Genomic DNA, 21,238 nt, shown 5'->3' on the forward strand with positions numbered 1-21,238 from the left:
GGCTCCCGCGGCTGCGCCGCCCCGTAGGGTGAGGGGGGCGAGCGAGAGGACCGGCGTGGGGCAGGAGCAGGACCGACTCGAGTTCCCGAACGCGCCGCGGACGGCACTCGAGCGCACCATCGGCGACCTCGTCGATCGCGCGAACGAGGTCCTCGCGACCCAGGGGCGTCTCCGGCAGCTCCTCCGCGCGAACCGGCTCGTGGTCGAGGAGCTCGACCTGCCCGTCGTGCTCCGGCGCATCGTCGAGGCCGCGGTCGAACTCGCCGGCGCCCGCTACGGCGCGCTCGGGGTGATCGCCCCCGACGGCACCCTCGAGCAGTTCGTCCACGTCGGGATGTCCGACGCGGAGGTCGCCGCGATCGGGGACCTCCCCCGCGGCCGGGGGCTGCTCGGCGCGATCCTGACCACCACGACCCCGACCCGGCTCGAGCACCTCGCAGCGGATCCCCGAGCAGCCGGGTTCCCCGAGCACCACCCGCCGATGGAGGCGTTCCTCGGGGTGCCGATCCGCGTGCGGGACGAGCTGTTCGGCAACCTGTACCTGACGCGGGAGTCCGGCGTGTTCAGCGAGGAGGACGAGGAACTCGTGGCCTCCCTGGCCGCCACCGCCGGCGCGGCCATCGACCACGCGCGCCTCTTCGACGAGTCCCGACGCCGCCAGCGGTGGTCGGTGGCGCTCGCCGACGTGACGACCGCGCTGCTGTCGTCCGATGCCGTCGACGGCCTCGGCGTCGTCGTGGACCGCGTCGCCCCGCTGGTCGACGCCGATCTCGCCTGCGTGCTGGTCCCGGACAACACGGGCTTCCGCGTCGACGGCGCCCGCGGGGTCGACGCACGGGATCTCGGAGCGGTGATCGAGGACGCCGACGACACGATCGCCGGCCGGTCCATCGAGAGCGGACACGTCACCACGGGCGACCTCCGCGAGGACTCCGTCGACTGGCCGGACGGACTCCGATGGGCCGCCGCGGTGCCGTTCGCCGCGACGGCCGCCCCGCTCGGAACGCTCCTGCTCGCGCGTCGAGCAGGACGCCCGCCGTTCGCCAGCTCCGAACTCGACCTGGCGTCGGAGTTCGCGGCACAGGCCAGCGTGGCGCTCGAGCTCGCCCGCGGACGGCTCGACCGGCAGGAGCTCCAGCGCATCGAGGACCGGAGTCGGATCGCGCGTGACCTCCACGACCACGTCATCCAGCGGCTGTTCGCGGCGGGCCTGACGCTCCAGAGCCTCGAGCCCGCGGTCCCCGCGACCGTCCGTCAGGAGTTCGCCGACCAGATCGACGCCATCGACACCGCGATCGCCGAGATCCGCACGGCGGTGTTCGCGCTGAAGACACCGCCCCGCACGGCCCCGACCACCATCCGGCACCGCGTCCTCGACACGATCGCCGAGGTCACGCCCATGCTCGCCGGGCCGCCGAGCGTCACCTTCGGTGGGCCGGTGGACGCGCTCGTCCCGGACGAACTCGCCGACGACGTCGTCGCGGTCGTCCGGGAATCGCTGACGAACGTCGGGCGCCACGCGCGCGCCTCCACGACCGACGTCCGCGTGCTGCTCGAGGACGACCACCTGACCGTGCTCGTCGAGGACGACGGCCGCGGGCTCGGCCGCCCGGGCCGGGCGAGCGGCACCGCGAACCTCGCCGCACGGGCTGCCGCCCGCGGCGGCCACTACGCGCTCGACGGCCGCGACGGAGGCGGCACCACGATGACCTGGCGGGTCCCGGTGACCGAGGGGGAGGCAGCATGACGATCCGCGTGTTCCTCGTCGACGACCACGAACTCGTCCGGCAGGGCGTGGCGCGGATCATCGACGCGCAGCCCGACCTCGAGGTGGTGGGCGAGGCCGAGACCATCGGCCGGGCCGTCCCGCGTATCGCCGCGACCCGGCCGGACATCGCCGTGCTCGACGTCCGCCTGCCGGACGGCAGCGGCATCGACCTGTGCCGGACGGTGCGCTCGGCCAATCCGGACCTCCCGTGCCTCATGCTCACTGCCTACGACGACGACGAGGCGACGACGGCCGCGGTCCTCGCCGGAGCGAGCGGGTCCGTTCTCAAGGACATCCGTGGCAACAAACTCGTCGAGGCGATCCGCCGTGCCGCCTCGGGTGAGACCCTCTTCCCGGTCGACGCGGGACGGCGCGTGCGCTCCGCGGTCGTCCCCGCGAGCCCCGACCCCGACGCGGGACTCACCCGGCGTGAGCGGCAGATCCTCGACCTCATCGTCGAGGGCCTGACGAACCGGCAGATCGGCGAACGACTCCACATCGCCGAGAAGACCGTGAAGAACAACGTGACCGTCCTGCTCGGCAAGCTGCATCTCGAGAGTCGGACGCAAGCGGCCGTCTACGGCGTCCGGCACGGCTGATCGTCGCGGGCCTCCCGGTCGTCCCGACGCGGTCGGGACCAAGTGCCCTCCTGCACCAGCCGGTCCTGGCGGGACCCTGGTTCCATGCCCGAGCGCGACGAGGTCCGACGACTCCCCACCGATGAGTGGGAGCGCCTGAAGCGCGACGCGCGCGAGCGCGCGGAGCACCGGCTGGCGGCCCAGCGTCGCGGCGGCAGTGACAGCGGGCAGCACACCGACGGAAGGCAGGAACCGTGAACCGCACCGTACTCGACCGACTCCTCTCCGCGAGCGGCGCGGTCATCGCCCTCGTCCTGCTCCTGGCGGGTGTCCTCATGACCTGGGCGCACGTGTACGTGCACGACCAGGTGCGGGACCAGCTCGTCGCCGAGAAGATCCAGTTCCCGGCGAAGGGCAGTGACGCGCTGAAGAGCAAGGACATCGGTCCGTACCTCAACCGCTATGCCGGACAGCAGCTCGAGACCGGCGCACAGGCGAAAGCCTGGGCCGACCACTACATCGCGGTCCACCTGCGGGAGATGACCGGCGGGAAGACGTACTCCGAACTGTCCGCCGAGGCGCAGGCGCACCCGAAGGACGCCGCACTCGCCGCCGAGGTCGACACCGTGTTCCGCGGCGAGACCCTCCGCGGCCTGCTCCTCAACGCGTACGCGTTCGACACCATGGCCACGCTCGCGCTCATCGGCGCGGTCGTCGCGTACGCCGGCGCCGTCGTGATGGCGGTGCTGGCACTGCTCGGACTCCGTCACGCCCGCCGGTACGCCGACGCCGCGGCGAGACGCCCATCGGCCGAGGGCCGGGCGGCGGCCGTCTGAGCGGTTGCTGGCTCCGCTGTGTGCCGCATCGAACACCCTGTCCGCACACAACAGGATGCTGCGGTGCCGGCCGGGCGTCGGAGCTCCGACGCCGTAGCCTCGACCCATGTCTGAGATCGTCCACGTCGTCCTCGTCCAGTGGAGCGGGGACCACGCGTCATCCGAACAGCGCGCCGCGGAGCTCGTCCGGCAGCACCTCCCCGGCATCGACGGGGTGACATCGGTCGATGACGGACCCAGCGTGAGCAGCGAAGGGCTCGAGGGGCGGTTCGACTGGATGCTCGTCGTCCGGTTCCGGGACCGCGCCGCGCTCGATGGCTACCTGCCGCACCCCGACCACCAGCCGGTCGCCGCGTTCCTCGGCGGGGCGAGCGCCGACCTGGTCGTGTTCGACATCGAAGCGGGGTCCTGACGCCGGCCGGAGCACCGCACCCGCCGCACACCGGGACCGCGCCGCACCCGCCACACACCGGGACCGCGCCGCACCCGCCGAGCACCGGGACAGCGCCGCACCCGCCGCGGACCCGGTCCCCATCGCGCCCCGCTCGCCCGGACCGCACCCCACCGACGGAATACCATCCGCCGTATGGTTTCCCGTCCCCTCCCGCCGATCGTGCCCCTGGCCGTCATCGTCGGCATCTCGCCGTTCGCGACGGACATGTACATCCCCGCGCTGCCTGCGCTCGCGAGGGACTTCGGGACCTCCACGAGTGCCGTGCAGGTGTCGCTCACGGCGTTCCTGGTCGCGTTCGCGGTCGGTCAGATCCTCGTGGGACCGCTCAGCGACTCGGTGGGGCGCCGGTCCATCCTCCTGGGCGGGACCGCCCTGTTCGCGGTGGCGTCGTTCGCCTGCGCCGTCGCCCCGGACAACGCCGTGTTCGTGATCGCGCGCGTGGTCGAGGGCCTGGGTGGTGCCGCCGGTGCGGTCGCGGGGCGCGCGGTGGTCACCGACGCCGCGCCTCCTGCCGACCGTCCACGCATCTACGCGGTGCTCGCCGCGATCAACGCCGTCGGACCGGTCGTCGCGCCCCTGGCCGGTGGCGCACTCCTGCTCGTCGGTGACTGGCGGATCATGTTCGTCGCGCTCGGGGTGCTCGGCCTCGTCCTCTTCGCGATCGTGCTCGTCCGCATCCCCGAGACCCTCGCGCCGCAGGACCGGTCGTCGGGAATCGGTCTCGGCGCGAACCTCCGCCGGATGGGGACGTTGCTGGCCATCCCGCGCTTCGACTGGTACCTCGTGTCCTCGTGCGTCGCGACGATCGGCTTCTTCGCCTACATCTCCACGAGCTCGTTCGTGTTCCAGTCCGAGTTCGGGTTCAGCGAGACCGGGTACACCGTCGTCTTCGCCGTCGACGCCAGCTGCATGATCCTCACCACCCTGGCGTTCCGGCGGCTCGTCCGACGCTGCAGCGAGGACGCGCTCCTGACGACGGGACTCGTGGTCGGTGCCCTCGGCGCGGTCGGTGTGCTCGTCAGTGCACTCGCAGGCCTCGGCCCGATCGTGGTCTGGGTCTGCCTGGCGGTGGTGACGGGTGCCTGGGGCTTCGTGATCACCGGGTCCACGACGCGGACGCAGGCCCTCGGTGCGGCCTTGCCCGGTACCGCCGCAGCGCTGCAGGGTGGCATCAGCTTCGGGCTCGGCGGCCTCGGCACACCGCTGGCCGGGTGGTTCGGGGGGACGGCGGTCGCGATGGGGGCCGTGATGGCGACGGGGATCGTCATCGCCGCGGTCGTGCAGGTGGCTGCATCGGCCCGTGCCGGAGCATCCGGAACCCGACTGGGCTGACCGCAACGACACCACCGCAAAGGAGCCATGCAAAGAAACCATTGCAAAGAACACTTTGCAAAGGTATCTTCGGAGTCATGGCGACGAACACCCCCGAGCCCCGCGTCCTGCGGGTCGAGGCCCTCAAAGCCCTCGCGCACCCCGTGCGGACCCGGCTGCTCAACGAGCTCGCCTCGCACGGCCCGGCCACGGCCACCGCGCTCGGTGCCCGGATCGGCGAGTCCTCCGGGTCCACGAGCTACCACCTGCGCCAGCTCGCCAAGCACGGCATCGTCGAGGAGGCTCCCGAACTCGGCAGCGGCCGTGACCGCTGGTGGCGGCGCTACGCCGGCCCGCTCGAGTTCGGCGACCACGGTAACGACCAGAGCCGGGCGGAGCGCACGGCCACCGTGCTCGCGAGCATGAGCTTCCAGGACACGACGGCCGAGTTCATCCGCGACGCCCTCGCCTCGTCGGACGACCTGCCCGAGGCCTGGCGCGAGGTCAGTGACTTCTCGACCGCCTGGCTCCTCATGACCCCGGACGAACTCGCCGAGCTCGACCGGGGGATCAACGACCTCATCGGTCGGTACCTCCGCGCCAACGACCCGGCTTCGCGCCACCCCGACCCGGCTGCGCGTCGGGTGTTCGTCAACTACAACCTGTTCCCCGTCCTCGACGTCCCCAAGGAGTGACCATGAACGCGACCGTGCCCGTCACGTCCGTCCACCCGGTCGAACGAGCCGCCCACCGCATCGGGCTCGGGCTCGTCCACTGGAGCACCGCCCGCGCGGATCGCCGCGCACGCCGTCTCGCACGCGTCGCCGTGACGACCCCCGCACCTCGGGTCCTCCACGAACGCGCTGCCGTCCTGCACCACGCGTCGCTCGACCGGGAGGCCCGGGAGCGGTCCTGGGAACGGCTCGCGTCGGCGCTGCCCCGGATGCGCTGAGCCCGGACGCGGTCGTGACCGCGGCCGCGACCGCGACCGCGAACGCGGCCGAGGCCCGCGCGGCATGATCGATCACGGGGCGGGCCGACCGCCCACCGAGGAGGACGAGCATGACCGACAACCACCCGTTCCGACGCCTGCCCGAGGTGCCCGCGTTCACCGTCACGAGTGACGACGTGCAGGACGGCCAGGAGTTCCGGCCCCCGCAGTGGTCCGGGATGATGGGCGTCCCCGGCGGCGAGGACGTCTCGCCCCAGCTCACGTGGAGTGCCGCTCCCGAGGGCACGAAGAGCTTCGCGGTGACCATGTACGACCCGGACGCCCCGACCATGTCCGGCTTCTGGCACTGGGCCGTGGCGAACATCCCGGCCGACGTGACCACGCTGCCGACCGGAGCGGGGGCTGCGGGCGGGGCGGGCCTCCCGGACGGCGCGATCCAACTGCAGAACGACGCCCGGGCGCCCCAGTTCGTCGGGGCGGCGCCGCCCGCGGGCCACGGTCCGCACCGGTACTTCATCGTCGTGCACGCGCTCGACGTCGCGGACATCGGAGTGCCGGCCGACGCCACGCCCGCCTACCTCGGGTTCACCATGTCGTCGCACATCCTCGGCCGGGCGACGCTCGTGGCGAGCGCGGAGACGCCGGGCGAGGCGTAGGCACGACCCCGCCGCCGTCTTGGTGGATGCTGGGGGCGGCGGGTCGACCGTCGAGGTGACGGAAGGAGCGGTCCCGTGGGCGTGTGGTGGTCGTCGGTGCACGAGGTGCTGGTCGATCGGCTCACGCTCGGCACCGACGGGGTCCGGGGCCGGGTGTCCGGCCGGCGCGACCAAGACCCGGATCGCCTCGCCTCGCGGCGGTCCGCCGTCCGCATCGGGCTCCAGGTCGCCGTCGTGTCGGCGGCGCTCGTGGCGTCCATCATCCTGCTCGTCGTCGTGTACGTGGTCTGGCAGCTGACCCCGGAGCAGCAGCACGAGTACCACGGCCCCGAGGACGTGCACGTCTACCTCGACACGATCGACCTGACGATCGCGGTGGTCGGCGTCGGCGGGTTCGCGGTCGTGCTCGCCGGGATCGCGACGTGGATCATCGCCCGGCGGGCGGTCCGTCCCATCACGGAGGCGTCGCGGATGCAGCGCACGTTCGTCGCCGACGCGAGCCACGAGCTCCGCACGCCGTTGACCGTGCTCAACGCGCGCGTGCAGCAGCTCGAGCTCCGCATGGACGCGGACGATCCGCGTCACGGGATCGTCGAGGAGCTCCAGGCGGACACCCGCGTGCTCATCGACATCGTCAACGACCTGCTCGAGGTCGCGGCCGGGAGGCCCGGGGAACACCCGATGACACCGCTCGGACCCGAGTTGGCCGGTGCCGCGAACGACATGGGCGTGCTCGCCGACGCGCGGGGTGTGCGCCTCGACGTCGGCGACAGCGACGCGGTCGTGTCCCTCCCGTCGACACAGCTCCGGCGCTGCATCGTCGCGCTCGTCGACAACGCGATCGGGCACACGCCGACGGGCGGGACCGTGACCGTCACGACGGAGCGCGCCGAGCGCTGGGTCGCCATCCGGGTCCGCGACGAGGGCCCGGGGATCACGGGGATCGCCCCGCGGCGGGTCTTCGACCGGTTCGCCCACGGCAACGCGGCCCGTGCGGCCGGCTCGCGGCCGACCGGTACGACTCGGTCGGGCTACGGCATCGGCCTCGCGCTCGTGCGGGACATCGCGGTCCGGGCGGGCGGCGAGGTGCGGGTGGAGCACACGGGCGCGGACGGCACGGTGTTCCTCCTGCGGTTGCCGCTGGCTCAGCGCACGGCGCGGACGTAGCGGACGACCTCGGTGCTCGCCCGGACCCAGGTGCCGTCGACGCGGTAGCCCTCGGGGGCCAGGGCCGCCGAGACGGTGCGCCGCTCGTCGTGGGCCGTGCCCGTCAGCAACCAGACGACCCGTGCGCCGTCCGCGGTCCGGCCGATGTCGGCGATCGGACGCTGCGTCTCCCACAGCCCCGCCGACGCGGAGGCCGGGCGGACGAGCAACGGGTCCCGGAGGCCGCGGAACGCCTTCGGGTACGTCTCGGCGATGATCCGCGACGTCGCGAGGGGGTGTCGATCGACCGGCCCGTAGACGACGGCGTCGACCTGCCCGGCCGGTTCGTGGGCCCGCTCCGAGCGGACGAGCCGGGCGACCTGGTTCCACGCCGAGTCGTCCTTCGCGGTGACCGTCCGCTGCTGGACCCACGTCGGGGCGGTCAGCGCGACCGCGAGGAGGAGGACGCCCGCGGTGACCCGGGCGAAGAACCGGTCCGGGAGCGCGGCGACCGGGAGCGCCATGCACAGCGCCACCGCCGGAGCGCCGAAGGACACGTAGCGCGGGGAGTACAGCGGGTTCGTCACGAGCGACACGGCGATGAGCCCGACCGTCGGCACCGCCGCCCACGGCAGCGCGACCGCGAGCAGGGATCGGCCGCGCGCGGAGGTCAGCCCGACCGCGACGCCGGCCACCGCCAGCAGCCAGCCGAACACCGTGAACGCGGGGTTGAGTGTGAACCACTGGGTGACCACGACCTCCTCGACCGTGTGGCGGCTGATGTGCTGGATCCAGTCGATCTGCGCCGATTGCGTCGCGGAGGCCCGGGCCAGCGGCACGAGGGCCACGACCGTCACCGCAGCGGCGAGGAGCCAGCAGCGCAGCGCCCGCTGCGCCCCGCGGGTCCGGGCGGTCCGGCGGGCCAGCGGGACCGCCGCCGTGACGCCGTGTCCGACGGTCACGAGCACGAGGTAGAGGAACACCGCCCCGCCGAGCAGCGACACCGCGACGTACCCGACCCACCACGGCCAGGAACGGAGGCCCGTGACGCTCCGCCGGTGCGCGGCGAGGAACAGGATGGTCGCCGCCACCGCGAGCAGCGTGCCGAGGGCGAACGAGCGCCCCTCGGTGCCCATCCACGTGACCCGCGGGAGCAGTGCGAAGAGGGCGCCCGCAACCACGCCGGTCCTGAGGTCGACGAGCATCCGGCCGAGCACGACGAGGAGGGCCGCCGCCGCACCGACCGCGACCGCGGACGGCAGCCGGAGCGTGAACGGAGCGTATCCCGCGACGAGGAACCACAGGTGCATGAGGCCGTAGAAGGTGGCGTGCACGACGTCGACGTGCTGGACCTCGCGCGCGAGCGCCGGCCAGGGACGGGTCGCGGACACCACGGTCGCGGCTTCGTCGTACCAGACGGACGGGACCCAGTCGAACGCGACGGCGATCACCGTGGCGGTGAGCCCGACCACGACCGGCGGCAGCCAGGCGCGGTGGCGAGGGTCGAGTCGGATCGTGCGGGCGTCGATGGACCCGCCACGGAGCGGCACTGTGGACATGAATACCTCCGGACGTCAGGCTGCGCCGCGCCCTCCAAGGAAGGACCCGGCAAGCCGGACGCCTGCTGGGAGTTCCCTGAGCCCTCTTGGCGCTTTCTGGGCAGCGGGTCTCGATGCTGGAGTCATGGACAGCACGCGAACGGGACGAGGCCGGATCCTCGATGTGGTGTTCCTTGTCGGGATCGCCCTCAAGGGCATCGACGGAGCGGCCGAGCTGCTCCTGGGCCTGCCGCTGCTGTTCCTCCGCCCGGCACAGATCAGTGCCGTCGCCCACCTGCTCACCGCGCACGAGCTCGCACAGGACCCGCACGACCTCATCGCGCACCTGATCCTGCACGGTGCCGCGGCACTCGGCGCCGACGCTGCTCTCTACGCCGCCGTCTACCTCGTCGTGCACGGCCTCGTGAAGGTGGTCGTCGTCATCGCGCTGGTGCGCGGCTCCGAGCGCGTGCACCCCTGGGCGATCGCTGCGCTCGCCGCGTTCCTGGTCGCCCAGCTCGTCGAGATGGTCGTGCACCCGTCACTCGGGGTCGGGGTGCTCTCGGCGTTCGACGCAGCGATCATCGTGCTCACCTGGCGCGAGTGGCGGCAGCACCGGACCCTCCGCGACGCCCTGTACGGAGCCGTGCCCGCACTCGCGCGCCGTCGCACCCGTCGCCGTGCAAGCGGGGTGGAACCCATGGTGCGGGCGCGCTAGCGTCGCTCCATGGGGATCTTCGCGAGGAAGCGCGGCGGGGCTGAGCCGTCGTCGGACCGACCCGCGCGAGCGGAGGACCGGCTCGTCGTCAACCGACGGGTGCAGCGGGCGCTGGCCGCGTGGGCCGTCCGGAAGGACGCGCAGACGATCTCGGGGGTGCTCCGTGAGTGCGTGACGGGGGATCTGCTCCTCGACGCGTCGGACTCGACGACCCGCGATCCCGCTCGTCCGTTCCAGGAGGGTGACCAGCTGGCCGTGGGGTTCCAGGTCGACAACGCGGGCAAGCGGCTCCTCGTCGCGTTCACCGACAACGAGCGACTCGCCGAGTACCGCCGTCGGGGTGGGTCGCCCACGCCGCCACGGTCCCTCGTGCAGCCGGCGGCGGCGACGCTCCAGATGGCGGCCACCGCCCCGTACGAGGGCATCGCCATCGACCCCGGTTCCTCGGACACGCTCTGCATCGCCTACGCCGACGAGATCCGCAACGGGCTCACGGAGGACCCGGCCGTGAACGAGCCGCTGAAGACCGCCATCGCCGTCGGTGCTCCGGAGGACGAACTCGTGGCCCTGGCCGCCGCGGCCCCGGTGGTGTTCATCGGGGCGCAGGTGCACCGGGACGAGCGCGGCGAGGTGACCGGTGTGGGTGTCCCGACGATCCGCAGCCCCGAGGGCGAGACGTACTCGCCGGTGTTCACCTCGCCGGCGGAGGTCTGGGCCTGGGCGCCCGACCTCGACGCCCGACCGACCGGGTTCGCGAACGTCGCGCGCGTGGCGCAGGAGGACGGGCACGCCGGTGTCGTCCTCAACCCCGCCGGCGACCCCGCGCCGCTCCGGCTGCAGGCCTTCGCTGATCGCTTCCCCCTGTCCTGAGGTCCGCCCTCGGACCGGCCGGGCTGTCGGTCCCGGCTCCGCCCGGTGACGCTCAGGGTGTGCCGATGCGGTACCCCACCCCACGAACGGTGGCGATGAGGTCCCGGTCGGTCTTCCGGCGCACGTAGTGGACGTACGTGTCGACCGTGCCGAGCTGCTCGCCCTTGTCGAACACGGCCGTCAGGATGTGCGCCCGCGAGAACGTGCGCGTCGGCTCCCGGGCCAGCAGGCGGACGAGCGCGGTCTCGCGTTCGGTGAGCCCGATCCTCCCGGCGTACGGCGAGGTGATGGTGCCGGTCTCCGGGTGGAGGGTCCACCCGCCGATCGCGATCGCCTCGCCCTCGGGCGCGTAGTCGCGCGTGAGGGCGCGGAGCCGGGCTCCGAGTTCCGCGAACTCGAACGGCTTGACGAGGTAGTCGTTCGCCCCGGCGTCGAGGCCGGACACGCGGTCGTCGAGCGAACCGAGCGCGGTGAGCATGAGGATCGGCGTGCTGATGCGGCGTCGGCGGATCTCCCCGACCACGGCCACGCCGTCCATGCCCGGCAACCTGCGGTCCACGACCATGACGTCGAAGTACCGCTCGACGGCGGCCGAGACCGCCTGCTCGCCGTCGGTCACGAGGGTGACGTCCCAGTCCGCACCGAGCACGTCGGCGACGATCGGACCGAGGCGCGCGTCGTCCTCCACGAGCAGGAGGTGCGGTACCGGCTCCGTCATGCCCCGATCCTGGCCGTCGGCGTCACCGGCGCACCGCACGCCGCGCCGCACTCCGCTTCCGGAGCACCCCGATGACGACGGGGAGGACCGAGACGACCACCACCACGACCATGAGCGCGTCGATGTTGTGCGCCACGAACGGGATGCCGCCGAGGAGCACCCCGACGACCGTCAACACCGCCACCCAGCCCACGCCGCCGATGGTGTTCCAGACGATGAACCGTCGGTAGTGCATGGCCGCGGCGCCGGCGGCGAGCGGCACGTACGTCCGGACCACGGGGACGAACCGCCCGAGCACGAGCGACAGGCCGCCGTACCGGACGAAGAACGCCTCGGCCTCGCGCAGGCGCGCACGCTTGAGCACCCGCGCGTCCTCGCGGAACAGCCGACGCCCGAACCGACGGCCGAGGACGTAGCCGACCTGGTCGCCCGCGATCGCGGCGAGGGATCCGACGACCGCGACCTGCCACGGGGTGATGCCGAGCGCCGATGCCAGGATGGTCGCGGTCAGGATGAGCGAGTCGCCCGGGAGGAACGGGAACAGCACCCCCGACTCCACGAACACGAGCACCGCGAGGCCGACGAGCACCCACGGCCCGAACGCGTGCAGGATGGAGGCGGCGTCGAACAGGTGGATCGCGAGGGGCACCGGCCCATCCTCCGGATGCGGCTCCCAGGAACGGCCAAGACCGACGCTCCCTTGGTGGCTTCTTGGACCGGGCGTGTGATCGTCACGGCATGCTGCGGAACAAGGTGCCCGAGATCACCCTGCTGTTCTGGGTGACGAAGATCCTGACGACCGGCATGGGGGAGACCCTGTCGGACTTCCTCGTCGGACACGTCGACCCCGTCGGCGCCGTGCTCGCGACCGCCGTCCTGTTCGCCGCCGCGATCGTGGCCCAGTTCACCGTCCGCCGGTACGTGCCGTGGCTGTACTGGCTCGTCGTCGTGCTCGTCGGCGTGCTCGGGACGATGATCGCCGACTTCACCCACGTCGTCGCCGGCGTCCCGTACCTGGTGTCGACGTCGGTGTTCCTCGTGCTCCTCGTCGCCGTGTTCGTCACGTGGCGGGTCGTCGAGGGCACCGTCGACGTCCACGCGATCGACACCCGCCGCCGCGAGGCCTTCTACTGGGCGGCGGTCGTCGCCACGTTCGCCCTCGGGACCGCCGCTGGCGACCTCGTCGCGTCGCGGTTCCACCTCGGGTACCTGCTCGGCGGGGCGGTGTTCGTCGCGGCGATGTGCGTGCCGATCGCGCTGTACCTCGGGCGGGCGCTCGCCGCCGTGCCCGCCTTCTGGGTCGCGTACGTCCTGACCCGGCCCGTCGGGGCGTCCTTCGCCGACTGGGGCGCCGTGTCGTCCGCGCGCGGCGGTCTCGGGTTCGGCACCGGACCCATCAGCGCGGTGCTCGCCGTGCTCATCGTCGTGTGCGTCGCGGTGCTCAGCGTGCGTCAGAGCCGACGGGCCGACCTCGACACCCGGGAGTGGCCGGCCGACAGCCTCGCGCCGTGACCCACGTCGGCAGCCACGCACGCTACGGTCCCAGGTCATGACCTGGTCCTCGGACATCGGCCCGAGTCTCCTCGGCGTCGGGGTGCTCGTGGTCGTCGCGACCGTCGTGCTGCTCCTCGTCCGGGCCCCGAGTCCCGTCGCGCCGGCGCTCGCCGTCCTGCGTGGCGCGCTCCAGCTCGCCGTCATCAGCGTCGTCCTGAGCGGGGTCATCCACGACGTCCGGTGGGTCGCGGCCGCCCTGGTCGTGATGTTCACGGTCGCCGTGAGCACGGCCTCCCGACGGCTCGGCCCGCTGCGACGGACGGCGCCGATGGTGGCGTCCGCGATGGGCGCCGGGATCCTGCTGTCCCTCGCCGTCGTGTTCGTGACGGGCGCGATCGCGTTCGACGCGCGGTACGCCCTGGCGATCGGCGGGATCGTGGTCGGCAACGCGATGACCGTTGCCACGCTCGCCGGACGCCGGTTCCTCGAGCTCGTCGACGACCGGTGGGAGGAGGTCGAGGGCTGGCTCGCGCTCGGTGCACCGCCCCGGACGGCCACCCGGGACCTCGCCCGTCGGGCGGTGCACGCGGCGCTCATACCCTCCACCGACCAGACGCGGACGACCGGACTCGTGACGCTGCCCGGCGCGTTCGTCGGGGCCATCTTCGGCGGGGTCTCGCCGGTCGAGGCCGGGCGGTTCCAGATCGTCGTCCTCGCGGCGATCATCGCGACCGGGGCCGTGACCGCGGCGATCGTCGTGCGGTGGCTCGGGCCCGTGCGGACGCGCCCGGCGGCGCCGCGCTGACGCGGTCGCCCGGCGTGGGTCAGCGGAACGCCGACGCGGGGATGACCTACAGCTGCGAGTCCGCGTACCCGCCGACGTACAGGTCGCCGGTCGCCGGGTCCCGATCGAACGACACCGGCTGGCGGACCGTCGGCACCGTCCGCACGAGCTGCGGTGCGCCGTCGGCACGGACGCGGAGCTGCGCGATCGTGTCGGTGTTCGCGAGCGCGGTGTAGATCGTCCCCGTCGCGGCGTCGGCGCGGATCCAGAAGGCGCGGCCGGGGACGGCCGCGCGACCGAGCGCCCGGGGTGTCCCACCGATGTCGTACGTGAGCACCGCGTTGCCGCGCACGTCGCAGACGGCCACCCGGTCCCCGCCGATCGGCACGACGTGGCTCGGGCCCGCGCCGGCGGGCAGGGCGGCGACGAGCCGCAGCGTCGTCGCGTCGTAGACGAACAGCAGGTTCGCCGCGACGTCGACCACCGCGACCCGGTTCCCGACGGCTGTGATGCCACCGGGTTGGACGGGCTGCGTGAAGTGCGCGACCGTCCGTCCGTTCCGCAGGGCCCGGACGCCATGCCCGAACTCCTCGGTGACGAACGTGGTGCTGTTCACCCGCACCGCCTGGTGCGGGTGCCGGCCCGTCGACGCCGAGCTGACGAGGTGGAGTGACGGCAGCGCCAGCGTGTAGAGACGATCGCGGTCCTCCGCGGGGAGCAACAGGGGGCCGTCGGGATCGGCGAGGTCGATCATCCGAGCGGAGCCGGGCACGGCCTTGGTCGTGACCGCGCCGGTGTCCATGTCGTAGCGGACGAGGCGGTCCTGCTTCCGCTCGGCCAGGTACACGGTGTGCACGGAGTCGGCCACCGCGACGCCCCAGGGATGGGCGCCGGCGGGGAGTGGGACGACCCGACCGGCCGGCGTGACGGGCGGTGGCGGCGCGTCCCCCGGTTCCGCCGCCTTCGTGACCGCGTGGCCCCGGTAGCCGGTGCGGGCGTGCGTGGCGGACGCGGACGGAGCGGTCGACCCGGAATAGGCGGCGAGCACGGCCACGAGTCCGCACGAGACGAGCACCGCCAGCGCGGCGCCGGGTCGACGACCACGGCGTCGCGGACGCCGGTCGCGCGAGGGCCCCGGTGTTCGCCCGGACGGTCGGCTCGAGGCGGCGCTCGCGGTGTCCATCGCTCCACCCTGCCCGCCTCGGCCGCACGTCCGCCGAACGAGGGCGGCGGGCCACCGCCGTCCCACGTCGGCCGCACGACCGCTCGTCGACCCCGCCCACGTCTGACCACGCGGCCCACGCCGGGAGCCCGACGGGGCCAGACGCACCCGGGCGCCGGAGCGCGCTGTACTCGGGGCGGTCCCGCTCCTACCGTGAGGGGCATGACGATCGCGACCACGGTCCTCCCGGCGCTGAACGGGTTGGGCACCGGACTCGCGCTCATCGTCGCCATCGGCGCGCAGAACGCGTTCCTGCTCCGCCTGGCCGTGACCGCACCCCGACGCGTCGTCGCAGCAGCCGTGGGGATCTGCGCGGGGTCCGACGCCGTCCTCATCCTGGCGGGGGTGCTCGGCGTCGGCGCGGTCGTCGAGCGAGCGCCGGTCGCTCTCGTCGTGGTGCGGTTCGTCGGCGCGGCGTTCCTCCTGACCTACGGGGTGCTGGCGGCACGCCGGGCGATCCGGCCGGCGGGGGACGCCCTCGACGTCCGCGCTGTCGGCACCGACGACGGGACCACCGCGGGGACCGCTCGGCGCGCGGTCCTGACGATGCTGGCGTTCACGTGGCTCAACCCCCACGTGTACCTCGACACACTCGTGTTCCTCGGGTCCGTCGCGAACGAGCAGGGCGTCGACGAACGGTGGTGGTGGGTCGGCGGCGCGGTGGCCGCGAGCTGCTGCTGGTTCTCGGCGCTCGGGTTCGGGTCCCGGATGCTCCGCCCGGTGTTCGCCCGGCCGGGGGCGTGGCGCGTGTTCGACGCGTGCATCGCGGTCGTGATGGTCGCGTTCGGGGTGCGGTTGCTGCTCGGGGCGTGATCCGGCGCGCGGGCGTCGGACGACGGCTCAGCCGAGCAGCCACCCGTTGTCCGCCGCGATCCGCAGCGCCTCGGTGGCGTTCCGCGCCGCGGTCTTGCCGATCGCAGCGCTGAGGTGGTTCCGCACCGTGCCCTCGGACAGGTGCAGCTCCGCGGCCACGCCCGCGACGGTCGGCGCCGTGCGGAAGGCGATGAGGACCTCCGTCTCGCGTGCGGTCAACGGCGAGGGGCCGGCGGCGAGCGACTCCGCCGCGAGCACCGGATCGACGACGCGGAACCCGGCGGCCACCCGGCGGACGGCGTCGGCGAGCTGTTCCGCGGGCGTGTCCTTGACGACGAACCCCGACGCGCCGGCCTCGAGCGCGCGGCGCAGGTAGCCCGGTCGGCCGAACGTGGTGACGATGAGCGAGCGGCAGGACGGGAGGGCCGTGGCCAGGTCGCGTGCCGCCCGCAGCCCGTCGGCGCCCGGCATCTCGACGTCGAGCAGGGCGACGTCCGCGCCCGACGCCCGCGCCGCATCGACGACCTCGTCCCCGCGGCCGACCTGGGCGACGACACTGATGTCCGACTCGAGCGACAGCAGGGACGCGAGCGCGCCGCGGACCAGGGCCTGGTCGTCGGCGAGGAGGACCCGGATCGTCGACGAGCCGGGCATCGCCGCCGACGCCGTCACGCCGGTCGTCTCCGCGGCGCTCACCGACGCCCCCGCCCGACGCGGAGGAGGAACCCGCCGAGGTCGCTCGTCCCGGTCGTCATGGTCGCACCGACCGCGTCCGCACGCTCGCGGAGTCCACGAAGCCCGTTGCCGCCGAGCGGTGCACCGACGGGCGCGACCCCGTCGGCCAGGTCGTCCGACGCACCGGCGCCGTCGTCCTCGACGGTGATCGCGCTGCGGGTCAGGGTGACCCGAGCGCGCGTGGCGGCGGCGTGCCGGACGACGTTCGTCACGCCCTCGCGGAGCACCCACGCGAAGAGCGACCTGCTATCGGCCACGACGGCGTGAGCGTTCGCGGGGAGGTCGGCGTCGATCCCGGCGGCCTGGAGCGCGGCCCGGGCGGACACGAGCTCGGCGTCGAGGTCGGCCTCGCGGTACCCGCTCACCGCCTGGCGGAGACCCTGCAGGGCCTCGCGGGCGAGCCGTTCGACGTCGGCCATCTCACTGCGCGCGGCGGCGGGGTCGCGGTCCACGAGCCTCCCGGCCAGCTCCGACTTGATCGCGACCACGGTCAGGGAGTGGCCGAGCACGTCGTGGAGGTCCCGCGAGAACCGGGCCCGTTCCTCCACGACGGCGAGACGGGTGATCTCGTCCTGCGCGACGCCGAGTTCCTGCTCGGCGGCCCGCTGGCGCCCGAAGAAGGTCATCGACGCGCCGATGGACACGGTCACGAGCGGGGCGAACAGCAGGCCGTCGTTCGAGCTCACGTCCCATCCGGCGATGCCGCAGATCACGACCTGCGCGGCAGCGATCGCCAGGATGGCCACCGCGGCCACCCACATCCGCACCGCGACGAACCCGACCAGTGACGCGAGCAGGAACCACGTCCACATGGCGACGGCGCCGAGCGGCACGAGGGGCAGGACGCTCAGCAGGGCGAACGTGCTGAGGACGACGATGCGGCCGGGCAGCCGTCGTCGCCACATGAGCTCCGGCGCGACGAGGTACGCCACGTAGACCACGGCGAGCACGACGCTGTCGACCACGTGCTTGCGGACCGAGCCGCCGTCCGTGAACACCGCGAGGACGAGGAGCACCTGCCACGCCAGCCCGAAGAACGCCCCCGGGTACCAGCGACGACGGGCCGTCCGGAGGTCGCCCTCCGCCATGCCCGGCGCGCCGGACCACGGGAACGACCGGGAGGTGCGGCGCACGTCCTCCGCGCGCCGCGCCTGGGTCGTCTGGGTCGCGTCCGTCACGCGATCCAGCGTAGGTCCGGTCACTGCCGTGCGGCGTCGCGGCGGTAGCGCCAGACGACGACCGCGGCGAGACCGAACGCCCAGGCCGCCAGCACCCGGGCGGGTTCGAGCATGCTCCCGTCCGCGCCGGCGCCCATCTGGCCCATCCGGTCGAGCCAGTACGACGGGACCCCGTGCGCGAGGGTGCTCATCCACGACGGCATGATCGACAGCGGGACCCACAGGCCGCCGAGGATCGCGAGCCCCATGAACACGACCATGAACAGCGGCTGTGCGAACGAGGGGCGGGCGAACTGCCCGATGAGGATCGCGATGAGGGCGAACGGCACCACCCCGGCCCACACGCCGACGCCGGCGACGAGCCAGCGGCCGGGTGCGAGGTCGGCGTGCAGCGCGAACACGGACACGAGCATCACGACGACGATGCCGAGCGCGGCGACCGCCATCGCGGCGATGACCTTCGACACGAGGAACCCGACCCCGGACAGCGGGGTGATCCGCAGCTGCCGGTTCCACCCGATGGACCGTTCCGTGACGATCGTGAACGCCTGCCCGAGTGCCGCCATCATGGCGCCGTACGACGCCATCTGCAGCGTGGTGACGACGAGCCACGGCAGCTTCGTCGCGGGGTCGACCTGACCGCTCGACCCGTAGGCGGACCCGAACGCCAGGAGCATCACCACGGGCACCGCGATCGTGAACACGAGCGACCGGACGTTGCGGAGCTGCCGCTTGGCCTCGAGGGCGACGTACCGGATCGGCAGGCGACCCCGGGTCCGGAGCGGGACGGGAGCGGTCAGGGCGTCGTCGGTGGGCGAGGTCGCCGCGGTGTCGGTGACCCGAACCGGCGTGGAGGGGATGGACGTGCTCATGATCGGGCTCCGGTCGTCTCGGCGGACGACGGCTCGTCCGTGGTGCGGGTGAGGGCGAGGAAGGCGTCGTCCATCGTGGACGGCACCACCTCGATGTCGTGCGCAGCGGGGAACGCCGCGAGCAGGGCGCGCAGGGTCGTGTCGGATCGGTCGGTGACGAGCGTGACGGTGCCGTGCCGTTCCTCCAGACCGCTGACGCCGGGCAGACCGCGGAGCGCGTCGTGGTCCGCGGGGCCGACCCCGGTGAACCGGATCGTCCGGGCGGCGGCGATCGCCTTGATCTCGGCGGGGGTGCCGTCGGCGACGATCCGTCCGTCGCGCATGATCACGATCCGGTCGGCGAACGTGTCGGCCTCGTCGAGGTAGTGCGTCGCGAACACGACGGTGCGGCCGGTGTCCGTGAACTCGCGCATCGAGGACCAGAAGGTGTGCCGGGCCTCGACGTCCATCGCCGCGGTCGGCTCGTCGAGCACGAGCAGGTCCGGGTCGGACACCACGGCCACCGCGAACCGCGCGCGCTGGAGCTGCCCGCCGGACAGCTTGTTCACGCGGCGGCCCGCGATCTCGGTGCAGCGCGCGCGGCGGAGTGCCTCGTCGACGGACATCGGGGCCCGGTGGGCGCTCGCGACCAGGGCGACGGAGTCCCGGACGGTGAGGTCGGGCAGGAGCGCACCGCCCTGGAGCATCGCACCGACGCGGCCGTCGACGATCGCGTCACGCGCCGCGCCGCCGAAGAGCCGCACGCTGCCCGCCGTCGGGGTGGCGAGCCCGAGCGCGAGGTCCACCGTGGTCGTCTTGCCGGCCCCGTTCGGGCCGAGGAGGGCGACGACCTCGCCCCGGTGGATCGTCAGGTCGACACCGTCGACCGCGGTCACCGCACCGAACCGCTTGTGCAGTCCGGCCAGCTGGATGATCGGCGTTTCGTTCATGCGGCCAGCGTGGCGGAACCGCGGGCGCGGGACGTCTGCGGTCCGTCATGGATCCAGCGTGACATTCGTCATGGTGCGGAGGCGGTCGGGTCGAGGTCGGGGCGGTGTGCACCTCGCACCGGTTCACACCCCGGTAACGACATGTTGCACATGGTCGGCCGGTGTCCGGACTCCTAGCGTTGGCGCAACCCCGCGCCGGCGACGCACTCCGCGTTCCGGGCCCGTCCGACCCGAGGAGCCACAGATGGCCAGCGACACCGCAGCTTCGGCACCACCCGTCTCGTCATCGTCGGCGACGGTCGCCGTCGACGACTACTCCCTCCGGCGTGTGCCGCAGTCCGCCCGCTACGGGTGGTTCCAGGTGGCGGTGCAGCGGTTCGGGCAGATCTCAGCCCTGTCGCAGTTCCTGCTCGGGGCGACGCTCGGCTTCGGCATGAGCTTCTGGGCCGCGTTCTGGGCGATCACGCTCGGCGCGGTGATCCTCGAGATCGTGTCGGTCTTCGTCGGCGTGATCGGGGTCCGCGAAGGCCTCAACACCTCCGTGATCGCGCGGTGGACCGGGTTCGGCAAGGGCGGCTCCGCGCTCGTCGGGCTCGCGATCGGCATGAGCCTCATCGGGTGGTTCGGGATCCAGTCGGGCGTCTCGGCGTCCGGGCTCGTCGCGATCCTGCCGATCCTGCCGGCGTGGGCGTGGTCGCTCGTGTTCGGCCTGCTCGTCACGGCGATCGTGCTCCGCGGGTTCCACTCGATGCAGTGGCTGGCGAACATCACCGTGCCGCTGTTCCTGGTCCTCGTCGGGTGGGCGATCACCGTCGAGCTGAGCAAGCACTCGATCGCGGAGCTCGCCGCCAAGGCCCCGGCCGGTCCGCACATGGGCTTCGTGGCGGGCACGACGCTCGTCGCCGGCGGGTTCATCGTCGGGGCCGTGATCACCCCCGACATGACCCGGTTCAACAAGAGCACCGGCGACGTCGTCAAGCAGACGCTCCTCGGCGTGACGCTCGGCGAGTACGTGATCGGCCTGGCGGGCGTCCTGCTCGCCCACGCGGTCGGGTCCTCGGACATCACGCGCGTGATCACGTCGTCGGTCGGCTGGGTCGGCGTGCTCGTGATCCTGCTCGGCACGTTCAAGATCAACGACTGGAACATCTACAGCTCGAGCCTCGGCGTCACGAACTTCATCGACGCCGTGTTCGGTCGGCAGGTCAACCGCGGCGTGGTCACGCTCGTCATGGGCGTCGTCGGCTCGGTGCTCGCGGCGGTCGGGTTCCTGGGCGCGTTCACGCCGTTCCTCACCGTCCTCGGCGTCGTGTTCCCCCCGATCGCCGGGATCATGGTCGCCGAGTACTTCGTGGTGAAGACCTGGCGTCGCGAGCTGAGCGCCGCCGCCGACGTCCCGCCGACCTCGCCGACGTGGGTGCCGATGACGCTCGTCGTGTGGGCCATCGCGGCCCTGATCGGCTACTTCGTCACGATCGGCATCCCCTCGATCAACTCGGTCGTCATCGCGTTCGTCCTCTACGTGATCGCCGGCAAGGCCGGCCTGGTCCGCGGCGTCGGGGTCAGCCACACGGAGACCGCACCGGTCCCGGCCCGCTGAGCCCGGGCCTCCCGGCCGGGAGGCCCGCCCCCGGCGCCGACGGGACCGCGCCACCCGCGCCCACCC

24 protein-coding genes are annotated in these 21,238 nt (G+C 73.1%); 16 read left to right on the plus strand and 8 right to left on the minus strand.

Going from position 1 to position 21,238, the window contains the following annotated elements; translation table 11 throughout:
- Positions 1 to 55: 55 nt before the first annotated feature.
- From DEI82_RS14660 to DEI82_RS14700, 10 genes are all read left to right on the plus strand, one after another.
- Complete coding sequence (locus DEI82_RS14660; RefSeq protein ID WP_258372082.1) at positions 56 to 1,747, plus strand: GAF domain-containing protein; 1,692 nt, start codon at positions 56 to 58, stop codon at positions 1,745 to 1,747.
- On the plus strand, positions 1,744 to 2,367 hold the full coding sequence (locus DEI82_RS14665) for a response regulator transcription factor (RefSeq protein WP_111037424.1): 624 nt from the start codon (positions 1,744 to 1,746) through the stop codon (positions 2,365 to 2,367). Before DEI82_RS14660 ends, DEI82_RS14665 begins: the two co-directional genes overlap by 4 nt.
- An 84-nt stretch (positions 2,368 to 2,451) precedes the next feature.
- On the plus strand, positions 2,452 to 2,604 hold the full coding sequence (locus tag DEI82_RS16300) for a hypothetical protein (RefSeq protein WP_181434991.1): 153 nt from the start codon (positions 2,452 to 2,454) through the stop codon (positions 2,602 to 2,604).
- Complete coding sequence (locus tag DEI82_RS14670) at positions 2,601 to 3,182, plus strand: hypothetical protein (RefSeq protein ID WP_111011393.1); 582 nt, start codon at positions 2,601 to 2,603, stop codon at positions 3,180 to 3,182. Before DEI82_RS16300 ends, DEI82_RS14670 begins: the two co-directional genes overlap by 4 nt.
- Before the next feature lie 106 nt (positions 3,183 to 3,288).
- Positions 3,289 to 3,594, plus strand: a complete 306-nt coding sequence (locus tag DEI82_RS14675) for a Dabb family protein (protein WP_111037425.1) — start codon at positions 3,289 to 3,291, stop codon at positions 3,592 to 3,594.
- A gap of 174 nt (positions 3,595 to 3,768) precedes the next feature.
- Positions 3,769 to 4,968 carry a Bcr/CflA family efflux MFS transporter gene (locus DEI82_RS14680; RefSeq protein ID WP_111037426.1) on the plus strand — a complete coding sequence of 400 codons (1,200 nt, stop codon included), beginning with the start codon at positions 3,769 to 3,771 and terminating at the stop codon, positions 4,966 to 4,968.
- A 77-nt stretch (positions 4,969 to 5,045) separates the two neighbouring features.
- On the plus strand, positions 5,046 to 5,642 hold the full coding sequence (locus DEI82_RS14685) for a transcriptional regulator (RefSeq protein ID WP_111037427.1): 597 nt from the start codon (positions 5,046 to 5,048) through the stop codon (positions 5,640 to 5,642).
- A gap of 2 nt (positions 5,643 to 5,644) precedes the next feature.
- Positions 5,645 to 5,899, plus strand: a complete 255-nt coding sequence (locus DEI82_RS14690; protein WP_111014164.1) for a hypothetical protein — start codon at positions 5,645 to 5,647, stop codon at positions 5,897 to 5,899.
- Positions 5,900 to 6,009: 110 nt separating this feature from the next.
- A complete protein-coding gene (locus DEI82_RS14695) occupies positions 6,010 to 6,555 on the plus strand; it encodes a YbhB/YbcL family Raf kinase inhibitor-like protein (RefSeq protein ID WP_111037428.1) in 546 nt (181 codons plus the stop codon).
- Between the two features lie 75 nt (positions 6,556 to 6,630).
- Complete coding sequence (locus DEI82_RS14700) at positions 6,631 to 7,722, plus strand: sensor histidine kinase KdpD (RefSeq protein WP_111037429.1); 1,092 nt, start codon at positions 6,631 to 6,633, stop codon at positions 7,720 to 7,722.
- Here DEI82_RS14700 and DEI82_RS14705 read toward each other — a convergent pair.
- Positions 7,701 to 9,260 (minus strand): hypothetical protein, encoded by a 1,560-nt coding sequence (locus tag DEI82_RS14705; RefSeq protein WP_146242940.1) that lies wholly within the window; start codon positions 9,258 to 9,260, stop codon positions 7,701 to 7,703. The two genes, DEI82_RS14700 and DEI82_RS14705, sit on opposite strands and share 22 nt — an antisense overlap.
- 124 nt (positions 9,261 to 9,384) lie before the next feature.
- Here DEI82_RS14705 and DEI82_RS14710 point away from each other — a divergent pair, with 124 nt between their 5' ends.
- Positions 9,385 to 9,957, plus strand: a complete 573-nt coding sequence (locus DEI82_RS14710; protein WP_111011401.1) for a DUF2127 domain-containing protein — start codon at positions 9,385 to 9,387, stop codon at positions 9,955 to 9,957.
- 9 nt (positions 9,958 to 9,966) lie between these two features.
- Entirely contained in the window at positions 9,967 to 10,827 is an 861-nt protein-coding gene (locus DEI82_RS14715) for an SseB family protein (RefSeq protein WP_111037431.1), read from the plus strand.
- A 52-nt stretch (positions 10,828 to 10,879) separates the two neighbouring features.
- Here DEI82_RS14715 and DEI82_RS14720 read toward each other — a convergent pair whose 3' ends face one another.
- Positions 10,880 to 11,545 (minus strand): response regulator transcription factor, encoded by a 666-nt coding sequence (locus tag DEI82_RS14720; protein ID WP_111037436.1) that lies wholly within the window; start codon positions 11,543 to 11,545, stop codon positions 10,880 to 10,882.
- A gap of 22 nt (positions 11,546 to 11,567) precedes the next feature.
- Positions 11,568 to 12,194: a DedA family protein gene (locus tag DEI82_RS14725; protein ID WP_111014159.1), complete on the minus strand. Its 627-nt coding sequence runs from the start codon at positions 12,192 to 12,194 to the stop codon at positions 11,568 to 11,570.
- An 89-nt stretch (positions 12,195 to 12,283) separates the two neighbouring features.
- On the opposite strand from DEI82_RS14725, the gene DEI82_RS14730 reads away from it, so the two are divergent.
- Together DEI82_RS14730 and DEI82_RS14735 are read left to right on the plus strand one after the other, a co-directional pair.
- Positions 12,284 to 13,057 carry a hypothetical protein gene (locus tag DEI82_RS14730; protein ID WP_258368762.1) on the plus strand — a complete coding sequence of 258 codons (774 nt, stop codon included), beginning with the start codon at positions 12,284 to 12,286 and terminating at the stop codon, positions 13,055 to 13,057.
- A gap of 37 nt (positions 13,058 to 13,094) precedes the next feature.
- Positions 13,095 to 13,844, plus strand: coding sequence for an ABC transporter permease (locus tag DEI82_RS14735; protein ID WP_111014158.1), 750 nt, complete (start codon positions 13,095 to 13,097; stop codon positions 13,842 to 13,844).
- A gap of 46 nt (positions 13,845 to 13,890) precedes the next feature.
- Here DEI82_RS14735 and DEI82_RS14740 read toward each other — a convergent pair whose 3' ends face one another.
- Entirely contained in the window at positions 13,891 to 15,006 is a 1,116-nt protein-coding gene (locus DEI82_RS14740; RefSeq protein WP_146242941.1) for a YncE family protein, read from the minus strand.
- 201 nt (positions 15,007 to 15,207) lie between these two features.
- Between DEI82_RS14740 and DEI82_RS14745 the strand changes: the two genes are divergently transcribed.
- Positions 15,208 to 15,858 carry a LysE/ArgO family amino acid transporter gene (locus DEI82_RS14745; RefSeq protein WP_181434989.1) on the plus strand — a complete coding sequence of 217 codons (651 nt, stop codon included), beginning with the start codon at positions 15,208 to 15,210 and terminating at the stop codon, positions 15,856 to 15,858.
- A 27-nt stretch (positions 15,859 to 15,885) separates the two neighbouring features.
- Here the strand turns inward: DEI82_RS14745 and DEI82_RS14750 are convergent, their stop codons facing one another.
- Genes DEI82_RS14750 through DEI82_RS14765 form a run of 4 tightly spaced genes read right to left on the minus strand, consistent with a single transcriptional unit; the run spans position 15,886 to position 19,572 of the window.
- Positions 15,886 to 16,512, minus strand: coding sequence for a response regulator transcription factor (locus tag DEI82_RS14750; protein ID WP_111014192.1), 627 nt, complete (start codon positions 16,510 to 16,512; stop codon positions 15,886 to 15,888).
- Between the two features lie 38 nt (positions 16,513 to 16,550).
- On the minus strand, positions 16,551 to 17,771 hold the full coding sequence (locus DEI82_RS14755; RefSeq protein WP_111037433.1) for a sensor histidine kinase: 1,221 nt from the start codon (positions 17,769 to 17,771) through the stop codon (positions 16,551 to 16,553).
- A 20-nt stretch (positions 17,772 to 17,791) separates the two neighbouring features.
- Positions 17,792 to 18,643 (minus strand): ABC transporter permease, encoded by an 852-nt coding sequence (locus tag DEI82_RS14760; RefSeq protein WP_258372083.1) that lies wholly within the window; start codon positions 18,641 to 18,643, stop codon positions 17,792 to 17,794.
- Positions 18,640 to 19,572, minus strand: a complete 933-nt coding sequence (locus tag DEI82_RS14765; RefSeq protein WP_111037434.1) for an ABC transporter ATP-binding protein — start codon at positions 19,570 to 19,572, stop codon at positions 18,640 to 18,642. Before DEI82_RS14765 ends, DEI82_RS14760 begins: the two co-directional genes overlap by 4 nt.
- 244 nt (positions 19,573 to 19,816) lie before the next feature.
- On the opposite strand from DEI82_RS14765, the gene DEI82_RS14770 reads away from it, so the two are divergent.
- A complete protein-coding gene (locus DEI82_RS14770; protein ID WP_111037435.1) occupies positions 19,817 to 21,172 on the plus strand; it encodes a cytosine permease in 1,356 nt (451 codons plus the stop codon).
- The last annotated feature ends 66 nt before the right edge of the window (positions 21,173 to 21,238 follow it).

This window comes from Curtobacterium sp. MCBD17_019 (assembly GCF_003234555.1).
Taxonomy (GTDB): Bacteria; Actinomycetota; Actinomycetes; order Actinomycetales; family Microbacteriaceae; genus Curtobacterium.

Bases quoted from the DNA above. Each gene is read 5' to 3' on its own strand.
- DEI82_RS14665 (WP_111037424.1), top strand. From the start codon at position 1,744: ATGACGATCCGCGTGTTCCTCGTCGACGACCACGAACTCGTCCGGCAG.
- DEI82_RS16300 (WP_181434991.1), top strand. From the start codon at position 2,452: ATGCCCGAGCGCGACGAGGTCCGACGACTCCCCACCGATGAGTGGGAG.
- DEI82_RS14675 (WP_111037425.1), top strand. From the start codon at position 3,289: ATGTCTGAGATCGTCCACGTCGTCCTCGTCCAGTGGAGCGGGGACCAC.
- DEI82_RS14680 (WP_111037426.1), top strand. From the start codon at position 3,769: ATGGTTTCCCGTCCCCTCCCGCCGATCGTGCCCCTGGCCGTCATCGTC.
- DEI82_RS14685 (WP_111037427.1), top strand. From the start codon at position 5,046: ATGGCGACGAACACCCCCGAGCCCCGCGTCCTGCGGGTCGAGGCCCTC.
- DEI82_RS14690 (WP_111014164.1), top strand. From the start codon at position 5,645: ATGAACGCGACCGTGCCCGTCACGTCCGTCCACCCGGTCGAACGAGCC.
- DEI82_RS14695 (WP_111037428.1), top strand. From the start codon at position 6,010: ATGACCGACAACCACCCGTTCCGACGCCTGCCCGAGGTGCCCGCGTTC.
- DEI82_RS14705 (WP_146242940.1), bottom strand. From the start codon at position 9,260: ATGTCCACAGTGCCGCTCCGTGGCGGGTCCATCGACGCCCGCACGATC.
- DEI82_RS14710 (WP_111011401.1), top strand. From the start codon at position 9,385: ATGGACAGCACGCGAACGGGACGAGGCCGGATCCTCGATGTGGTGTTC.
- DEI82_RS14715 (WP_111037431.1), top strand. From the start codon at position 9,967: ATGGGGATCTTCGCGAGGAAGCGCGGCGGGGCTGAGCCGTCGTCGGAC.
- DEI82_RS14720 (WP_111037436.1), bottom strand. From the start codon at position 11,545: ATGACGGAGCCGGTACCGCACCTCCTGCTCGTGGAGGACGACGCGCGC.
- DEI82_RS14730 (WP_258368762.1), top strand. From the start codon at position 12,284: ATGCTGCGGAACAAGGTGCCCGAGATCACCCTGCTGTTCTGGGTGACG.
- DEI82_RS14735 (WP_111014158.1), top strand. From the start codon at position 13,095: ATGACCTGGTCCTCGGACATCGGCCCGAGTCTCCTCGGCGTCGGGGTG.
- DEI82_RS14740 (WP_146242941.1), bottom strand. From the start codon at position 15,006: ATGGACACCGCGAGCGCCGCCTCGAGCCGACCGTCCGGGCGAACACCG.
- DEI82_RS14745 (WP_181434989.1), top strand. From the start codon at position 15,208: ATGACGATCGCGACCACGGTCCTCCCGGCGCTGAACGGGTTGGGCACC.
- DEI82_RS14750 (WP_111014192.1), bottom strand. From the start codon at position 16,512: ATGCCCGGCTCGTCGACGATCCGGGTCCTCCTCGCCGACGACCAGGCC.
- DEI82_RS14760 (WP_258372083.1), bottom strand. From the start codon at position 18,643: ATGAGCACGTCCATCCCCTCCACGCCGGTTCGGGTCACCGACACCGCG.
- DEI82_RS14765 (WP_111037434.1), bottom strand. From the start codon at position 19,572: ATGAACGAAACGCCGATCATCCAGCTGGCCGGACTGCACAAGCGGTTC.
- DEI82_RS14770 (WP_111037435.1), top strand. From the start codon at position 19,817: ATGGCCAGCGACACCGCAGCTTCGGCACCACCCGTCTCGTCATCGTCG.